Raw genomic sequence first — 17,062 nt, 5'->3', positions numbered from 1 at the left:
CCTATCATAGCCTCGCTGAGCTTTCCTATGAGCGCAATGCGCTCTCTGTCTGCGGCGCTGATGCTGAGAGAGAAGCCGGAGACAGAGGTTCACGTTCTGGCATCGGGTTCGTTTATCCAGGCTCGCCTGATGCATGCGTTAGGCGAGATCGCTCAGGCTCAGGATGTGCTCTCAGAATGGGAGATGCATACTCGCTTCCCCTGGTCTCTGAGAGCGCCGCGCACGACTGCATCTGATCAATGGAGATCTCTCTGCGGTCGAACAATGGCACAGGAAAAGCAACAGGCCGACCAGTCCCAGGCATCCGAACTGGAGGAAGAGCTTCCACACATGCTCCAGCAGGAAGAAGCGCTGCTCCTCGCACGGTTGCACCTTGAGCAAAAGAAAGGGGAAACCGCGTTGAAAGCGCTGGCCCCCTGGAAAGAGAAGGCCCAGGCGCAGAGACGTAGGCGTAGTGTGCTGGAAATCCAGATTCTGGAGGCTCTGGCCCATGTTGCCTGCCAGGAATACAACCAGGCGAAATCTTCTCTCATTCAGGCGTTGAGGCTGGCCCACCCTGAAAACATTCAACGCCTCTTTCTGGATGAAGGCCCAACGATGGAGCACTTGCTGAAAACGCTGTTACCAGAGCTGTGCGAGGCGCCTTTGATATCCCACGCGCGAACCCTTCTGCGCGCATTTGCTCAGAAAGCAGGCGCTCAGCCCACAGAAGAGACCGCGCCTCTCAGGGAGGATACGTTGCTCCTGGGGCCACTCAGCGAGCAGGAGCAGCGGGTTCTCCGTCTGCTGGTCGCCGGGCGTTCCAACCCAGAGATAGCCGATGCCCTGGTGATCTCGCTCAATACTGTGAAAACCCACGTCCAAAGCCTCTATCGCAAACTGGACGTCCACAATCGCGTTGAAGCCAGTGAGGTGGCGCGGCGCTTGTCTTTGCTCTAATCCATTCTGTTTTCCTCACCCACCCACAACCATCCGATCAGGTGAAGGCAACTCACCCTCTGGCGCCTCATACTCCAGGCATGTTCAACGAAAGGAGGAAGGCGCTGAATATCCATTGTCGCATTGGTATCAAAGGACATTTGGGCCCATCCTGGCAAGAATGGTTTGAAGACCTTCAGGTGCTCCCATAAGCCTCTGGCAAAACGTCGCTCTGCGGATCGTTGCGCGATCAAGCGGCACTCTATCAGGTTCTGCTCAAAATAAATAACCTGGGTTTGACCTTGCTCTCGCTTGAGATCGGGGATGCCATTTCTCCGCAAGAGAGCGAGGAAGAAACCCCTCCTCTGTGAGATGAATCATAAAAAAGGGAAAAGGAACATGAAAACTGATACGATGAACATGTTTATCGCAGGTGCAACTGGTGTGCTCGGAACATCTCTTGTACCCAGATGAGTCAAGGCTGGATAGACCGTTTCGGCGATGAGCCGTACTCAGGAGAACGATGAGTGCCTGAGCCGGGGTCCCGACATAAAAACCCCTCAAATAATCCTGCATTTGTCCGCTCTCGAATAAGATCGCGCTCGAATGCTGCCAGCGCTCCCATCAGATGAAAGATCAGTTTGCCTCCAGGAGTCGTGGTCTGTCAAGCTCCTGAACCCAATCTCATGTTGATCCTGATATGAATACATCATGTTTATCAAACAAAGTATTACCATTGAAATAGTTCCTTGACAATCATAGTACTATATCGTATAATCCGCATATGAGGTGATGAGATGAGTGAAAACAAATTGACCTCCGACCTGCTGCGCGGACATACCGATACGATGATTTTACGGCTCTTATCGGAAGCTGACCGCTACGGCTACGAGATTGTCAAGCTGATTGCTGAGCGTTCTGGTGGTGAATATGAACTCAAGGAAGCCACAATGTACTCCAGCGTCCGGCGGCTTGAGGTGGACGGTGATATCGAATGGTATTGGGGCGATGAATCTCAGGGCGGCAGGAGGAAATACTTCAGGATTACTGAAAAAGGGAAAGCGACGTACGATCGCAACAAACGCAACTGGGAGTACGCGAAGCGCGTGCTGGAGAACTTATTGTAAAGGAAAGGTGTTGGTATGAATGAGAAATTGACCAACTATGTACACGGCGTGTTTGCTCCCTACGATGGGGTCAAAAGCGTCGCCGAATTAAAGGCGGATCTGCTCTCCGATTTGCAGGAGCGGTTTCGTGAACTCAAAGCCGAGGGCAAGGATGATGAAACCGCCTTGACCATGACCATTGAGAGTATCGGCGACATTGAGCAAACCGTCCGGGAGGTCGCCAACCTCTCCCACGCGCTGGAGCGGCAGGTGTCCATCAACTTGAGTGCGAGCCATCTGCCACAGAGCGACTTTGCGGGCGTGATCGCGCAGAAAGGAAATTTTAAAGGGAGTGCGTTGCGCGGCTCTGACTTTACGGGCGCAGACCTCACCGGGAGCTCATTTCGGGGCAGCGATGTCCGTGAAGCCAATTTTGCTGGCGCCAATCTGACCGATTGCGACTTCTCCACCCTGGACCTGGCGAACGCGAACTTCCGTGAAGCCATCCTGGTGCGCACCAACTTCAGCAAGTCGGGGCTGGTCGGAGCAACATTCATCGGCGTCACGCTGACTGATGTCAACTTCAAATATACTGACCTGCGAAAAACAACTTTTGAACGCTGTCGCTTTCTCGGCGTGGACTTCCACTATTCCGACCTGAGCGGACAGCGACTTGATGGGCAGACCTTTCTCGGCGTCACGTTTGACCTGCCGGCACTGAAGGATGTTTCGTTTCAGGGCGCGACCCTTAAAAATGTGTCTTTCCGCCAGGTGGGGATCTGGTCTTTGAAGCGTGCCATTCAATCCATGAACTTTGACGGCGCGATGATGGATAAGGTAACGTATGCCGCGCTCAAAGGCCTGGGAGCTGATGTATCGAAGGTGACTGTTCTCTCATAAGGAAAATATTGTGCAAAACTTTTCGATTCAGGTAAAAGACCTGCATAAATCATACAAGCATCTCGATGTTTTAAAAGGCGTGAATTTCAGCGTGGAGCAGGGCAGCATTTTTGCCCTGCTTGGCTCCAACGGCGCGGGCAAGACCACGCTTGTCAAAATCCTCACCACGCTGCTCAAACAGGACGGGGGAACGGCCATCGTCAACGGATTTGATGTGGCGTCACAGCCAGACCACGCGCGGCAATCACTCAGTCTGACCGGGCAATTTGCCGCCGTCGATGAGATTTTGACCGGGCAAGAAAATCTGATCATGATCGCCAAGCTCCGACACCTCAAACATCCGCGCCAGGTGGCCGACGAGTTGCTGACACGCTTCGGTTTAACCGATGCCGCAAACCGCAGGGCGTCGACCTATTCAGGCGGGATGCGCCGCAGGCTTGACCTCGCCATGAGCCTGGTGGGAACACCGCCTATCCTTTTCCTTGACGAGCCGACCACCGGGCTTGACCCCGAGGCACGCATCGAGGTATGGAAAATGGTGAAGGAGCTTGCTGATGGTGGTATCACCGTCTTCTTGACCACGCAGTACCTGGATGAGGCGGAACAGCTTGCTGATCACATTGCCATTCTCCATGAGGGCAAGATTCTCGCCAGCGGCACGCTCATGGAGCTCAAAAAGCTGTTTCCAGCGGCTTCGGTGGAGTATGTGGAAAAACAACCGACCTTGGAGGAAATCTTTCTTGCCATCATTGGCAAAAAGGAGGAACAATAAATGGAAACGATACAGAAACAGGAAACCATACAGAAACACTTTTTCAGCGATATGAGCGTGATGCTGGGTCGTTCTATGCGCCATATTTTTCGCAGTATGGACACCATCATCACAGTCCTGATCACGCCTATTGCGATGATGTTGCTGTTCGTGTATGTGTTTGGCGGCGCCATTCAAACCGGGACAGATAATTATGTCAATTACTTGTTACCTGGGATCTTACTGATTGCGATTGCGAGCGGAATATCCTATACGGCGTACCGTTTGTTTACCGATGTGCAACGGGGGATCATTGAGCGCTTTCGCTCCATGCCGATAGCCCCTTCCACCCTGCTGTGGGGACACGTCCTGACCTCGCTGGTGTCCAACGCGATTTCGGTAGTGGTCATCATCCTCGTCGCGTTGCTGATGGGCTTTCGTTCGTCGGCGGGCATCCTGTCATGGCTGACCGTCGCCGGCATCCTCGCGTTGTTTACGCTGGCATTAACCTGGGTAGCGGTGATTCCCGGACTGACCGCCAAATCGATAGACGGGGCAACCGCCTTTTCGTATCCAATTATCTTCCTGCCCTTTATCAGTTCGGCGTTTGTGCCAACCAAGTCGATGCCACTGGTCGTCAGGGTCTTTGCCGAAAACCAGCCAGTGACGGCGATCGTGGAAACCATCCGTGCCTTACTGTCTGGACAGCCAGTGTCTCACAATATATGGGTTGCTCTTGCATGGTGCGTTGGCATTCTGTTGGTGGCCTACCTCTTTGCGATGAGGGCCTATAAAAAGCGCGTGTAAAAAGCGGGCCGTCTCCGTAGGAAGAAGCTCACGCCATCTTGGACCTTTCAGCATGTCCACATGACGTAAAGCCAACAGGACAGACGGTCGTCTGTAAAGAATGCTCCACGTTTGGAGGGCTAGATCTGCTCACACGAGTAGGGGGCATGGACCACCAATGAAGTAGAAGAAAATACTATAAAGAGAAAGAAGAAGGATGATGCAGACACATCCCAAGAGAGAACAGCTCACTGCCTCGTATGACTGGTCAAGCCTTCACGCCGCGCATGGTGGCTCACATGGAGTCGCGCATCAAGGAGATCACCAATGGATTGCTCGACCAGGTGCAGGCGGTGGGTGAGATGGATGTGATCAGGAATCTGGCCTATCCGCTGCCTGTCACGGTCATTGCGGAGTTGTTGGAGGTTCCCGCAGAGCGGCGTGAGGAGTTCAAGCAGTGGTCTGATGCTTTCGTCTCGGGAGACGAGGAAGCGACGGAAGAGCCCAGGCAGGCGGTCATGCAGGCTACAGACAGCATGAGTGCCTACTTCACCCAGATCTTTGAGGAGCGGCGTGCCCATCCCCAGAACGACCTGGTGAGCGCACTGCTGCTGGCTGAAGTGGATGGTGAGCGCCTGAGCAACGAGGAATTGTTGGGGTTCTGTGTGCTGCTCCTGGTCGCAGGCAACGAGACCACGACCAATCTGATTGGCAATGCCATCCTATGCCTGGATGAGCATCCTGAAGCGGTGGAACGTCTGCGTGCCAATCGCGACCTGGTGCCGAGCGCTCTTGAAGAAGCACTGCGCTACTACTCGCCGCTCAAACTCACGATACGCGGGACCACGACCGAGACGACGATTGGCGATCAGCGCATAGAAGCTGGCAAGTTACTCTTTGCCTGGATTGCCTCGGCGAATCGTGATGAGGCCCAGTTCCCCAATGCTAATCAGTTCATGATCGAGCGCGAGCCGAATCGGCACCTAGGCTTCGGGCGTGGCATCCATTTCTGTCTGGGCGCTCCCCTGGCGCGTTTGGAGGCGAAGATTGCGCTGAGCGCGATGCTCGACCGCCTGCCTGGCTCCTGGCACGTGTCCGATGCGCCGTTGTCTCTGATCAGTAGCATGTCCGTTTTGGGGGTGAAGACGTTGCCCTTGACATGGGAGAAGTAACAGAACGTGAGTTCTGGCGAGCAGACCCCTCTCCGATGAACTGTGATTGGAGCCCTCCCAAACGCGTCTACACAGCCATCGGAGGAGTCAGCCAATGCGTTTGACTGCCGTTGTTGTGTTCTGTCGACGATGTGTGGCTTCGCTACTCAGCCAGAGGGCGACCTGGGAAATGGAGAAGCGCAAGCTGGAGAGCAAATCCAAAGCGGTTCGCAGGACGCCTTCGACGGTTGGCTAATTCTAACTCCTCCTCAATGCGCGCGAGCGCGCCTGGAGCAATCGCCTCCAGCGCATCAAGTTCTGTGGCCCCCTCTCCATACCGGTGCTCAAACTCACTCCGCCGACGCTCGCTCTCCTTGATAGGTGTGCGCAGCAACCGGTACTCCTGCACCTGCCCGGCGGTAAGCACGAGCGGGAAAAGCCGGATATCTTGCTCCACCTGGCGCATACGCACAAAATATTCCAGCTCGCGCGCCATCGCAACCGGCATCGATTGCCCCGCCGGATCGAAGTCAAAGATAGAGAAGATCCGGCTGGCTTGCCCACCTGCTCAATCCTTCTGACCATGTTCAGGGCCGCCGTGATCGAAAGTTCGCCAGCTCCAGTTTGCAGGTTCATCCCATAGCGTTCGCAAAGAGGAATGAGCACATTGTTCATCGTGGACTTCTCACACACCACCTCCAGATGGTAGCGCTGCGCCCGCGCCAGCTTCACCGGACCATACTGTGGAGGATCGGGAAAGTCGGGCAGCGCTCCCTCGACCTCTGGCACCACCACCTCTATCGCAGCGACTGCTGCTTTCCATTCCTCATCGGAGTAGAGCATCGTTTCTGGATGCTTGCGGTCCACAAAGACCGCTGGATCCACCAACTCGAGATATCGAGCATGCTTCGAGGCCTGCAACACTCTATTCCAACACGCTTCTGTATTCGTATATGGCATGCCATTTGGCAGCTGAATCGGCGGATCTTGGCTCACGAGTTGATAATGCACACGTCGGATATGCACCTGACCAGTATACCCGAACCGCTGCCACACGTGAGCAAGCCATTCCGCCAGGGCCAGATCTGCTGGTCGGCCAACATAAAACGGATCGTTTTGTGCCGCCAGCGCAATGAGGTCTGTCACCCGTTTTCCACTCTGCTGCTCCAGTTCCTTCATCTGCTCATACGTTAACCTCATATGCTCCTCCTCACACCATCAGCATAGCACGTCCCCCTCCGCATACGTAAAATCTATACGATATGGCATATATTTCAGAGAGGAAACAGGAGACCATCACTGCCAACAGGGCACAATGACCTGTTGGCAACAGACACGCCGTCTTCCCCTCATTGCAAGTTATGCGCTGGACGCAACGCAACCTGCTCTTCAACATGCTTCTTTCAAATGGTTGCTCCAAACAGCAAGCGCAATGTATACAGCTACCATCCTCATATCCTGTGAATGTTTCACACGACTCCACGCTATATCGCGTTCGCCAAGAAAAGCTTGCGCATGCACCGATCCGTTTGCTGCTCCCATTTACAAAAACGGCGCGCAAACGTCCGCTTGTAGAGCGGCTTTCTCAGGCTCTGAGTGGGCGATTCCCATGTTTCATGCCGATTTCTATGTTTCACCTTAAAAACCGTCGAACATTCGCGCCATTTACCAGTTGCAAGACACGACGAATGATGGTTTTGGCTGTCGTCGGCATATCAAGCGACGACAGGATCCGTTCGGAGTCGGCTCCATTGGTGGTTGCTCCGACCGACTGGAGTACCTTGCCCAACCGATCCGTCATGCGCGCGTAACGCTGGACCAGGCCGGGGAAGCGTTCAGCAAAGATGCGTTGGGAACACGAAGCTTCAAGACAAATCCACTTGCGCACGAGCAGCTTGAGTATCAGGCGCCGCCCACTAAACGCAACATCGGCAATGGTGCGCTGATAGTGGCTGTGGACACGCGATCCAGACGTTCCACATTGCGGACAGGGAGCGATCAGAGAAGTTGCATGAAGATGAACGATGACGGCCTGATCATGCAGATCGATGGTATCAAAGTCCAGTGTTGAAGGAAACGCAAAAACAGGGGAAAGATCGATGGAAATGCCTCCAGATGACTCACAAGTATTTTACTGCTTGTATTCTACCACACAGGACACTCCTCTGCCGAGTTAGACAGATAGGCACACCGAATGTGTCCAAGAGCCTTTACTTGGCAGAAATCCGCCAGTAATCAAGTCAAACTACACTTCCCTCCCCCTTTGTCATTTCCCCATTCTTCTCAAATTGTGCTCAATTGCATTTTTCCACTGCCGTACGTTTTTTCATTTCACCCGGCTCAGGATCGTGATTCCGAGTTTGCGTTCTCATATTGGTAAACTATTGTACGTTCCATCCTACGCAGCGTGGGGTTGACCTCCTGGGCCCGGAAGAGCGCACGTACCCAAAGCGGGAATCGGGAAAACGCGACCAGTTCGCTTGGTCTGAATTCCTTGATCAGTTCAAGCTTTGGCTCAAGCTGCTTGATGTCCTGGGGATCATCAAGGCCCCATTTGTAGGTTGCACCCGTGCCTCCGACGTTCGAGCCCGCTCTTTTCACAATCCACGGATTGCAGATATCGAAGATCATCTGACCGTCGGGGAAGTGAGCGACCACCGCATTGAGGAGCGCTTTCACTTCCGTTTCGCTCAGGTAGTGCAGTACCCCCTCGGCAATAAGTAGTCCGGGCCGGTCCCGTGGCACCTCGTCCAACCAGCGCAAATCCGAGAGCGGTGCCCCGATCAGGTGATAGGCGTCCCGTTCGGGAAACAGTTGGCGGCGCAGGTCGATCACATCCGGGTAATCCACGTCGAACCACTGGACGCTGGCAGGCGGATCAACTCGGAACACACGGCTGTCCATGCCGCAGCCCACGTGCAGCACGGTTGCATCCGGGTGATCGGCCAGATAGCGGTTCGTGAGCAGATCAAAGGTCGCGGCGCGCGTAGCGATGATGGTACATCCGATCTTGTTCCACAGGCCCCACGAGCCCACTCCCCTGTAGCTCTTGCTGATGTCGTAATCGATATGCCGCATCGCTTCTTCTGCCCAGGGATCACGCAAGATGGGATTCTTCCATTGGCTCTGGAGAGCTCGACCGTTCAAGGTCATGAGCATCGTTTCTTTTTCTTTTGTGAAGTGGATCTTCTCAGTTGTCATTGGTTTTTCCTTTCCGTATCATCTGCCTCAGTAAACTGTGCCTGCACCTCTTCGATTTTCCGACGCATCATCACTTTTCCAGCTTCGAGGTTCGCCCCCACTTTCGGCGTGAGCAAGCAATCGCAGATCCCGCCCACCGTTTCCACTAACTCATCAAAAGATGGCTGGCTCGACCTGCTGGAGTCATCGAGAGGTGCCTTCGTGTGAGAAGAGAGAGCGGCAAGGATGGAAGGAGTCAGCGCATCCAGGATGAAAGCCATGGCTCTCGTGTTGATGTCCTGGCGAACGACTCCGATCTCTTGCATGGACTGGAGATACTCCTGTGTCGGACCAGGATCAGGCGGCCAGGAGGCGAAGAAATTGCCTGGTCTGGAGAGATATTTGCCAAACGTCTGCTCATCTCGCGTATACATCGCAGTCATCAATGGTAACTGCTTGAGGGCAGCGAGCAGACCCCGATAGACGCTGGCGACCGTGCCTCCCAAAGGATCACTATCGAGATAGCGATTCCAGACTTCCGCATAGACGTTCAATTCCCGAAGCAGAAGGGCTTTTATCAATGCATCCTTTGAAGGAAACAAGAGATAAACCAGTCTGCGGTTTAAGCCGACAGCATCCGCTACATCGCTCATCGTCACTTTATTGTACCCATGCCGAAGCAGCAGTTCTGCCGTCACATCGAAGATGGCCCGTTCGCGTTCTTTCTCATCAATCCCCATGATTTCTCGCTTTCACAAAATTTGTTCATTCGTTACGAATTGTAGACTTGCTTTCGTTGGGTGTCAAGACTTCTGGCAGTTTCTCCGATATATCCTTCATAGAGAGGCCATCTCCTTCATTCCCTCATCCTACAAAGGCAATCCTCTCCCTATGCTGGGCGGGTGATGAGACGTGCATCACCATCAACCGTTAAATGAGTTCTAAAACCGACCCAGCTTGTTGAAAAAAGCCTCTAATGGATGAGCATATTCTACGATATCGCTACCATTTATGCTCGAATTGTGTGCTCCAAGGGTAAAATGATGAGATTATCTGGACTTTTTCAACAGGCTGGACCGTTTTCTGACACCAATGGTTCTGCTTTTCTAGTGCGGCGGGAGGCCAGGCGCTTGTGGAGGAGAGGAACTGTTGAACGGTCTCAAAAAACGTGCCAAAATCAAAGTATCATTTTTTGCAAGATGAGTAAGTGACACTAAAGGAGGAGCTTTTCTTTAGGAAGAGAAAAAACTGAACCTGTCTTCCGAAAGAGATCGGATTTTCCCACGTTTATCACCATTTTATCAAACCGCGCCAGAAGACCCCTGTTTTTGAAACATGGGGATGAATGGCGCGTCCCTTTTGTGAGGTGGATAGGGTGGTGCACATTTTTGCATCTTTACACCATATTTCCTATAATGTAATGCATGGAACAGGAACACGCGTTCAAGTACTGGGTTGTAGCGTGCAACCCGCTTTGCTCTAAATCATGCCATATGAGGGACAAGTAGCGGTGTTTTTTTTGAAAAACACTGACAACTGCTTCTCTGATGAGAGGCGAAATTCCTCTCCCATTCGATAGGGATGGATAGCACTCTCCCCACTGTAGCGACTGGTCCCCAATCAGTGAAGCGGGAGAGAAAGGTGGAATTGACCCGTTTTCGTAGAGCCTCCACCGATGAGAGCTGAGAGGATGGAAGACGTTTCTACGTTAAGAAACATTAAGGATTTTATTCTATCATAATAAATGGTAATACGTCAAACGTTATGTAACGTTTGCTGATTGCCAAGTTGCTCGTACATGAGCGGACTTACATAGCCGAGAGTCGAATGCCGTCTTTGCCGATTATAGTAGACTTCCAGGTACTCAAAGAGCGAGCGTCTAGCTTGCTCATGAGACGAGTAGATGCTGCTGCCCATACATTCCTCTTTGAGAGAACCGAAGAAGGATTCCATCGCGGCATTATCCCAGCAATTGCCTTGACGCGACATGCTTACAATGATCCCAAATTACTCTAACCTCAGACGATAGGCTCATATAATAATTTAATAGCAGCGGGAGAGCCTCAGTATTGGCTAGTGGCCTGTGAAAAGCAGTGACCTCCTTCACAAGACGGCTCCCCGTCCGCCAGGGCCTCAAGGGTCTATGAGGCTTGTTGCAACAGCCTGCGGTGACGTGAAAGGCAGCCGCTAGAGTCAGATTGCCTATCCAAGATGAGCTGACGCTCGCTCTGGTGGGTCGGGATTCTCGCTTGCTGATCGCGGTGAAAGGATGCACCGGATGGCAGACCCAGGGAGGGAGAAGTCAAGAAAACTAGGTGTGCGATGGAGACGACCCCAACTTCCTCCTCAGTCGAGAGGGCTGAGATCAAATACATCTGTGGGATTGACATTGGAAGCCAATCCTGTTCGGGGTGCATCACCCGACCCAACAAAAGCATCGTGGTCAAGCCGACCACTTTTGCCAATACGAGGGAGGGCTGGAACAGATGGGAGGAGAGGCTGAGCCGTTTGGATGCCGATCCTAGCCAGATTGTGATTGGCATGGAGGCGACCTCCCGCTATCATGAAAACCTGTACCACGAACTTGAGCAGCGAGGTTATCAGATGTGCTTGTTGCATCCAGGACAAACGCATCACGGATCACTCAGCAACGAGGGTTACATGCGAAGACCGATCGCTTGGATGCAATGACCATTGCTCGCGCCCTGCGGAAGTTGGTGAAGCGCGCATGGGCTATATCCCTGGCGAGCAAGTCGCCACCTACTGGGAACTCGTGCGCTTGCATACCCAGTTGAGCGAAGAGGCCGCCCGCTACGAGAATCAGATCCAGGCGTTGGTGGTAGTGCTGTTTCCCGAGTTTACCCAGGTATTTGCTGATCCCTGTGGACAGACAGCCCTGGCGGTGCTCAAAGCCTACCCACATGCCCAGGCCGTGGCCGAGGCAGGAGAAGCTGCAGTGTACCGGGTGTTGCGAACGGTTCCTGCCCCGCATTTTGGGCGTCCTACCGCGCAGAAATTGGTGGCCTTGGCGAAAGAGTCGGTGAGCAGTGGCCGCGCATTGAGGGGGTCGTGCGAGCAGTTTGCACATCCTCTGCGATCAGCTGGAGCATACGCAGGCCAATCTCACGAGGCTGGAAAAGGAACTGGAGGAGCTCATTACCACCGATCCAGGCACCAAGGGGCTGCAACAAATGCCGGAATTGGGGCCGAAGACGATCGCGGTGTTACGGGCAGAACTGGGAGAGGTGGATCGCTTTGCCTGCACCGATCAAGCCGTCGCCTACGCTGGCATGGATATCAAGATCCGCGAGAGCGGCAAATGGAAAGGCAAGGCCAAGCTCTCTAAACGAGGCAGTGGATTGCTGCGCCAGATGCTGTACTTCGCCGCCATCCGCAGCATTGCTCTGCAAGGCTCTGCCTTTGGCGCGTATTACCAGCATCTAGTCGAGCGTGGCCTCAAGAAGATGTCCGCGCTCATGGCCGTCATGCGCAAAATGGTGGCTGTGACAACTCATTTGATGCAAACAGGGGAGGACTACGATCCTGGCAAAGTCTAGGCGAGGGCTACGAGCTCGTAGCCCTCGCCCAGCTTGGGATCACGCTCAGGTTAGCTGCTCTGGACAGAGCAGCTGAGGGGAGGCTTGGTGTCTTTCCGAGCTCAGCTTCCCCTACAGGGAACTGACCGGGGGATTGACAAATCTTATGGCTTCTTGTGAAGTGTATTGGCAGCCTCGATCACTGTGATGCAGCAGTCCCGCTTTGGGGCTACGCCGGAGCACAGCCATCTTCAAAGCGTTTTCTACCAGTTCTTCATCACAACAGCTCGACATGGACCATCCCACCACGGCCCGTGAATACAGGTCCAGGATCACAGCAAGGTAGAGCCAGCCTTGCATCGTCGGAATATATGTGATATCTGTCGCCCATTTGGTGTTCGGCTCTGTGGCTGTAAACTCACGATGTAAAACATTGGGGGCAACTGGATGAGAAGCATCTCTCCTGGTGGTGATCACGCGACGCCGTTTGCGCCTGGCGCTTATTCCTGCCTCATGCATGGAGTCGGGCCACTCGTTTGCGGGAGATGCTTCGCCCTTGGTACGCGCAATTCCACGTGGATGCGCGGAATTCCATATCTGCCTCGGTGCATGACAAAGACCTGCCGAATCTCTTGGGTAAGCTGAGCATCTTCTCGCTGGCGTTGCCAGGTGGGACGCTTGCGCCAGGCGTAAAAGCCACTTTCCGAGATCTCAAGCACTCGGCACATGGCGGCGACGGGAAACTCCTGTTTTGTTTTGTTCGATAAACTGATACTTCATTTGGATTCCCGTTCGGGCTGAGGGCACCATTACCAAATCTGATCTCACACGCTTCTCCACCCTTATTCTATCTCATTTTCATGCCCCTCTCTGGCGAGTAGCGCCATCTCACTTCCCGTGAAAAGATGCTCACTGCTTTTTTTACTATATCGCGCTCCTGTTGGACCCTTTCGAGTTCACGTTTGAGGCGGCGATTTTCTTCTTCGAGGCGGTTTGGTGCCTTTGCCTGGAAATGTATCTTTCCCATGCTCCGTCAATTCCTTGCGCCATCCATGAATGGCCGAATCTGAGATACCCAGCTCGCGGGCAATCTGTGCAATCGGCTTCCCTGATGTTTGCGCAAGTCGTACGGCTTCCTCTTTGAATTCTTTGATGTAGACCTTTTGGACCTTTCCCATTTGATGGACCCCTTTCTGATCTGGTTCGAGTATATCTCAACCTTAGGGACTCTATCAAATTGGGTCAATCTCACAAGTATTTCCTTTTCTTTTGTTCAAGTGCAAAAGCAAAAGCTCTTGTGGATCGTCAGTATGAAGCAAGTATAGGAGAGAGGGAAGCAAAGAGTCAGTGACGTGTTCCACGCACAAAGAGTGACCTTTTTCCTCTCCACGAACCCGCCAAAGAACATAGGAGTGAGAACGACTCCGAATGGCACTTTGTGAGAACCCTGACGAATATGGTATGATGAGGATGGGAGAAAAACAAAAAACCTCTCCCGGAACATTCACATGGCCTCCTCGCCGTGTCACTTGTGAGAGATTGCTCGTGAGAGGAAACCATTTCGGGATTAAGAGAGATACTTCTCCTCGTGGAAAACCATCAGAACAAAACTACGGAACAGCTCTTTCCCCTGCCTTCTCCCTCTGGGAAGCTGGATGGAGCTTCGCTACCCGGCTTACCGCTTCCCTTGACCCGCCTTCTCGGCAGGGCACAGGAGGTAGAGGAGGGTGAGCGCCTGCTGCATAACACGCAGGTTCGTCTGCTCACGGTCACAGGGACCGGCGGCGTCGGGAAAACCCGTGTGGCGCTCGCCATCGCGGCTCAGGTACAGCACGACTTTCCTGATGGCGCTTACCTGTTCAACCTGGCACCTGTTCAAGACGCATCCTTTGTCCTCCCTACTTTGCTTGAGGCTTTTTCCTTCCAGCAGAAGAGTGCCCATCCTCCTTTGGAGGAGTTGATCATCTCTCTCCGCACGAGGCACCTGTTGCTGGTACTGGATAACTTCGAGCAGGTTATCGGCGCCTCCCCACTCCTGGTCGAATTGCTGACCTCGTGCCCCGCGCTCAAGGTCGTTGTAACAAGCCGTGAGCGGTTGCATGTGCGGGGAGAACACGAGCTGGAACTTCAGCCGCTTGCGCTCCCTGGTCCACAGATGCCCGTTGGCCCCGAAGCTCTGGCGCAGTATGGGGCCATTGCGCTGTTCGTCGAGCGTGCACAGGCAACGCTCCCTTCCTTTCAAATGACTGCCGAGAATGCGCCGCTTGTGGTAGCCATCTGTCAGCGCCTGGACGGGTTGCCTCTGGCTCTTGAATTGGCCGCTGCGCGCCTGGGCGTCCTCTCGCTTCATGCACTGCACCAGCGCCTGACCCGTCGCCTGACCCTTTTGACAAATGGCCCACGCGATCTTCCCGCACGGCAGCAGACCCTTCGTGCGACGCTACAATGGAGCTATGACTTGCTCACCCCTCTTGAACAGCGCACCTATCGACGGCTCTCGGCCTTCGTCGGCGGATGTACACTGCCGATACTCGCAGCGATCTCCGCCTGGCCTGAGAGCGAAACGGCTACGCTTGAGGACACCGCTACTTCCTTATTAAGCAAGCATCTGCTGGTGAGACGAGAGCAGGAGCACGATGAGCCGCGCTTTGTCATGTTGGAGACGGTACGCGAATTCGGCTGGGAACAACTGGTTATTTGTCAGGAAGCAGAGATGGTCAGAGCCGCTCAAGCCCGCTATTTTGTCCAGCTTGCCGAGGCAGCGGCCTCCTCGTCTGGGAGTGAACAGGAGAACTGGTTTGAGCGCCTGGAATGGGAGCGCGAGAATCTGCGCATGACGCTGCAATGGCTGGTAGAGCACGCAGAGCAAGAGCACAATGCGGAAATGGCGCTGCGCCTGGCTGGCGCTATCGCCCGGTTCTGGACGGTACGCTGGTATCGCTGGTCTAGCAGTCAGGAACGCGACTGGGTCGAACGCACACTTGGCCTGAAGGTCGAGGTTTCCCCGGAGGTAAAAGCCAGGGCGCTGCAAGCAGCCGCATGGCTTGCCCTTGTCCAGGATGACGGTGAGCAAGCGGAGCGCTTCTACCAGGAAAGCTTGCGTTGTTTTGGCGAGGCCGAGGATGCTCGGGGAAGCGCGGTAGCTTCCTATTGGCTCGGCTATCTGGCCTGGGTCGTCCACCAGGACGGGAAGCAAGCCCAATCCTTGTTGGCACAGTGCTCTCGGCTCACCAAAGATGATCCCATAGTGCTGGCCCTTGCCAGGATAACCGCCGGGAATATTGCTCTTGATCAGGGGGAGCTCACGGAGGCACAGACGTGCCTGGAGCAGAGCGTCGCCCTCTGTCGCACTACGAAGCAGAAAAAGAATCTGGCGCGTGCGCTCCGGAGCATGGGGCGGCTCCGTTTTGCGCAGGGCGAGACGACAGATGCTCGCTCACTTTTTGAAGAAAGCCTGGCACTGTGTAGGGAGACAAAGGAAGCCTTCCACCTGGCGCGTGCCCTTGATTTGCTCGGTCAGCTTGAGCTGGAGCAGGGAAACGCAGAACTGGCACAGCCCTGGCTTGAGGAAGCACGTCGCTCCTATCACGCTCTGGGCACACAACGCCATCTCGCTTGGGCCTCTCTGCGTCTGGCAGAGGCGGCGAGGCAGCAGGAGAAGTACGAAGTGGCGCACGCTTGCTATCGTAAGAGCCTGGAACTATTCGAGCGCCTGAATGAGACCGAAGGCATTGCCTCCGTTCTGCGTTCATGGGGCCAGCTCGCGGCACAGCAACACAAGCTCCAATGGGCCGCGCGCCTGTGGGGAGCGAGCCAGGTATGGAGCCAGAGGAAAACTTCACCGCATTTCTCGCTTCCCGTTGATCACCTGCAACCGACAGGCGCGAACAATGAGCCTGTTGTGGTAGCCGTACGCCAGCAGCTCGGCCCGCAGGCCTTCACTGCTGCCTGGGAAGAGGGTCAGGGGATGTCTCCCGCACGCCTCCTCGCTGCGCAGACCTTGCACGAACCTGTTGCTTCTCAATCACCAACGCCACTGCGTAGAGAAGTTGGGCCATCTCACCTGACAGAGCGCGAGATCGAGGTCCTGCGCCTGGTCGCGCGGGGACACACAGATGCGCAGATCGCAGAGGCGCTGGTCATCAGCCCCCGCACGGTTCACGCCCATCTGCGCTCCATCTACAGCAAGCTGGGTCTCTCTTCACGTTTCGCCGCTATACGCTACGCACTTGATGCCCACCTGCTCTAATTTCCTCCATCGATCTCCAGTTTCAGCACCCTTCCCGCTGGCAACTACCCCCCATTACCTAGGCAATGCTCTTTCGGCATCGTGGGTGAAAGATAGATACGATTGCCGATGCTTCAAACTACCCATTCCACATATACTCCAAGCAACAGAGTTGGAAAGCGATCCAGGCAGGACCTGGCAAGAGAATGGGCACCCTCCTGCCGGATCTCCGCTTGAAATCAGCGCTCTTTAAAACGGTTAAGGATTATGAACAAATGGTATTGGACAAAACGGGTCCCGACAGAAAAACCCGCCTAAAATCCTGCCGAGATGGAATAGAATGTTTTCCCCTTGTTTCAGTAAGTGTCCTATGGACGCCGCTCTGAATTGACCAGAAGCGACGTCTTGAAAAAAACCGATTCTGGCGCGGGAAGTGGATTTGGGAATAGAGAGGCTTGAGAGAAGCAGTTCCAGTATTTTGCTTCATCCTCTTTCCGAGGATCCCT

General features: G+C 54.2%; 18 protein-coding genes and 2 pseudogenes. 9 read left to right on the top strand and 11 right to left on the bottom strand.

What is annotated here, in order from left to right; genetic code table 11:
- The first annotated feature begins 27 nt into the window (after positions 1–27).
- Positions 28–939, top strand: coding sequence for a LuxR C-terminal-related transcriptional regulator (locus tag JMJ16_RS33285; RefSeq protein ID WP_201388592.1), 912 nt, complete (start codon positions 28–30; stop codon positions 937–939).
- Between the two features lie 544 nt (positions 940–1,483).
- Here JMJ16_RS33285 and JMJ16_RS56440 read toward each other — a convergent pair.
- A pseudogene (locus JMJ16_RS56440) lies at positions 1,484–1,579 on the bottom strand (recombinase family protein); the annotation flags it as partial.
- A gap of 136 nt (positions 1,580–1,715) precedes the next feature.
- Between JMJ16_RS56440 and JMJ16_RS33275 the strand changes: the two are divergent.
- The 5 genes from JMJ16_RS33275 to JMJ16_RS33255 all read left to right on the top strand — a co-directional run bounded on the left by JMJ16_RS33275 (position 1,716) and on the right by JMJ16_RS33255 (position 5,633).
- Complete coding sequence (locus tag JMJ16_RS33275; RefSeq protein WP_201388589.1) at positions 1,716–2,045, top strand: PadR family transcriptional regulator; 330 nt, start codon at positions 1,716–1,718, stop codon at positions 2,043–2,045.
- 15 nt (positions 2,046–2,060) lie between these two features.
- On the top strand, positions 2,061–2,924 hold the full coding sequence (locus tag JMJ16_RS33270) for a pentapeptide repeat-containing protein (protein WP_201388587.1): 864 nt from the start codon (positions 2,061–2,063) through the stop codon (positions 2,922–2,924).
- 10 nt (positions 2,925–2,934) lie between these two features.
- Entirely contained in the window at positions 2,935–3,696 is a 762-nt protein-coding gene (locus JMJ16_RS33265; protein WP_201388585.1) for an ABC transporter ATP-binding protein, read from the top strand.
- Positions 3,697–4,482 (top strand): ABC transporter permease, encoded by a 786-nt coding sequence (locus tag JMJ16_RS33260; RefSeq protein ID WP_201388583.1) that lies wholly within the window; start codon positions 3,697–3,699, stop codon positions 4,480–4,482.
- A 239-nt stretch (positions 4,483–4,721) separates the two neighbouring features.
- Positions 4,722–5,633: a cytochrome P450 gene (locus tag JMJ16_RS33255; RefSeq protein WP_236601787.1), complete on the top strand. Its 912-nt coding sequence runs from the start codon at positions 4,722–4,724 to the stop codon at positions 5,631–5,633.
- A 142-nt stretch (positions 5,634–5,775) separates the two neighbouring features.
- On the opposite strand, the gene JMJ16_RS57410 is transcribed toward JMJ16_RS33255, so the two are convergent.
- The 7 genes and pseudogenes from JMJ16_RS57410 to JMJ16_RS54800 form a co-directional block, all read right to left on the bottom strand.
- The gene (locus JMJ16_RS57410; RefSeq protein WP_374229134.1) at positions 5,776–5,886 is read right to left on the bottom strand and encodes a DUF4158 domain-containing protein; all 111 of its coding nucleotides are present in this window, start codon (positions 5,884–5,886) and stop codon (positions 5,776–5,778) included.
- A complete protein-coding gene (locus tag JMJ16_RS54815) occupies positions 5,871–6,812 on the bottom strand; it encodes a hypothetical protein (RefSeq protein WP_236601785.1) in 942 nt (313 codons plus the stop codon). The genes JMJ16_RS57410 and JMJ16_RS54815 overlap by 16 nt, the downstream gene beginning before the upstream one ends.
- A gap of 433 nt (positions 6,813–7,245) precedes the next feature.
- Positions 7,246–7,611 carry a transposase family protein gene (locus tag JMJ16_RS54810; protein WP_255553273.1) on the bottom strand — a complete coding sequence of 122 codons (366 nt, stop codon included), beginning with the start codon at positions 7,609–7,611 and terminating at the stop codon, positions 7,246–7,248.
- 341 nt (positions 7,612–7,952) lie between these two features.
- Positions 7,953–8,813: a class I SAM-dependent methyltransferase gene (locus JMJ16_RS33235; RefSeq protein ID WP_201388579.1), complete on the bottom strand. Its 861-nt coding sequence runs from the start codon at positions 8,811–8,813 to the stop codon at positions 7,953–7,955.
- Positions 8,810–9,532, bottom strand: a complete 723-nt coding sequence (locus JMJ16_RS33230; protein WP_201388578.1) for a TetR/AcrR family transcriptional regulator — start codon at positions 9,530–9,532, stop codon at positions 8,810–8,812. The genes JMJ16_RS33235 and JMJ16_RS33230 overlap by 4 nt, the downstream gene beginning before the upstream one ends.
- 1,015 nt (positions 9,533–10,547) lie before the next feature.
- Positions 10,548–10,796, bottom strand: a pseudogene (locus JMJ16_RS33225) (integrase core domain-containing protein); the annotation flags it as partial.
- A 137-nt stretch (positions 10,797–10,933) separates the two neighbouring features.
- Positions 10,934–11,335, bottom strand: a complete 402-nt coding sequence (locus tag JMJ16_RS54800; protein ID WP_236601866.1) for a hypothetical protein — start codon at positions 11,333–11,335, stop codon at positions 10,934–10,936.
- Here JMJ16_RS54800 and JMJ16_RS54795 point away from each other — a divergent pair.
- Positions 11,229–11,483 (top strand): IS110 family transposase, encoded by a 255-nt coding sequence (locus JMJ16_RS54795; protein WP_236601851.1) that lies wholly within the window; start codon positions 11,229–11,231, stop codon positions 11,481–11,483. The genes JMJ16_RS54800 and JMJ16_RS54795 overlap by 107 nt on opposite strands.
- Here JMJ16_RS54795 and JMJ16_RS54790 read toward each other — a convergent pair.
- Positions 11,437–11,784: a hypothetical protein gene (locus JMJ16_RS54790; protein WP_236601783.1), complete on the bottom strand. Its 348-nt coding sequence runs from the start codon at positions 11,782–11,784 to the stop codon at positions 11,437–11,439. The genes JMJ16_RS54795 and JMJ16_RS54790 overlap by 47 nt on opposite strands.
- 88 nt (positions 11,785–11,872) lie before the next feature.
- Here JMJ16_RS54790 and JMJ16_RS54785 point away from each other — a divergent pair, with 88 nt between their 5' ends.
- Positions 11,873–12,349 (top strand): transposase, encoded by a 477-nt coding sequence (locus tag JMJ16_RS54785; RefSeq protein WP_236601782.1) that lies wholly within the window; start codon positions 11,873–11,875, stop codon positions 12,347–12,349.
- A gap of 111 nt (positions 12,350–12,460) precedes the next feature.
- Here JMJ16_RS54785 and JMJ16_RS33215 read toward each other — a convergent pair whose 3' ends face one another.
- Together JMJ16_RS33215 and JMJ16_RS33210 are read right to left on the bottom strand one after the other, a co-directional pair.
- The gene (locus JMJ16_RS33215) at positions 12,461–12,847 is read right to left on the bottom strand and encodes a DDE-type integrase/transposase/recombinase (RefSeq protein ID WP_201388576.1); all 387 of its coding nucleotides are present in this window, start codon (positions 12,845–12,847) and stop codon (positions 12,461–12,463) included.
- 437 nt (positions 12,848–13,284) lie between these two features.
- On the bottom strand, positions 13,285–13,506 hold the full coding sequence (locus tag JMJ16_RS33210) for a transposase (protein ID WP_201388575.1): 222 nt from the start codon (positions 13,504–13,506) through the stop codon (positions 13,285–13,287).
- A 410-nt stretch (positions 13,507–13,916) separates the two neighbouring features.
- On the opposite strand from JMJ16_RS33210, the gene JMJ16_RS33205 reads away from it, so the two are divergent.
- Complete coding sequence (locus JMJ16_RS33205) at positions 13,917–16,577, top strand: tetratricopeptide repeat protein (RefSeq protein WP_201388574.1); 2,661 nt, start codon at positions 13,917–13,919, stop codon at positions 16,575–16,577.
- Positions 16,578–17,062: the final 485 nt, after the last annotated feature.

The organism is Ktedonobacter sp. SOSP1-52, from assembly GCF_016587395.1.
This window is presented reverse-complemented; position numbering and strand designations above follow the sequence as displayed.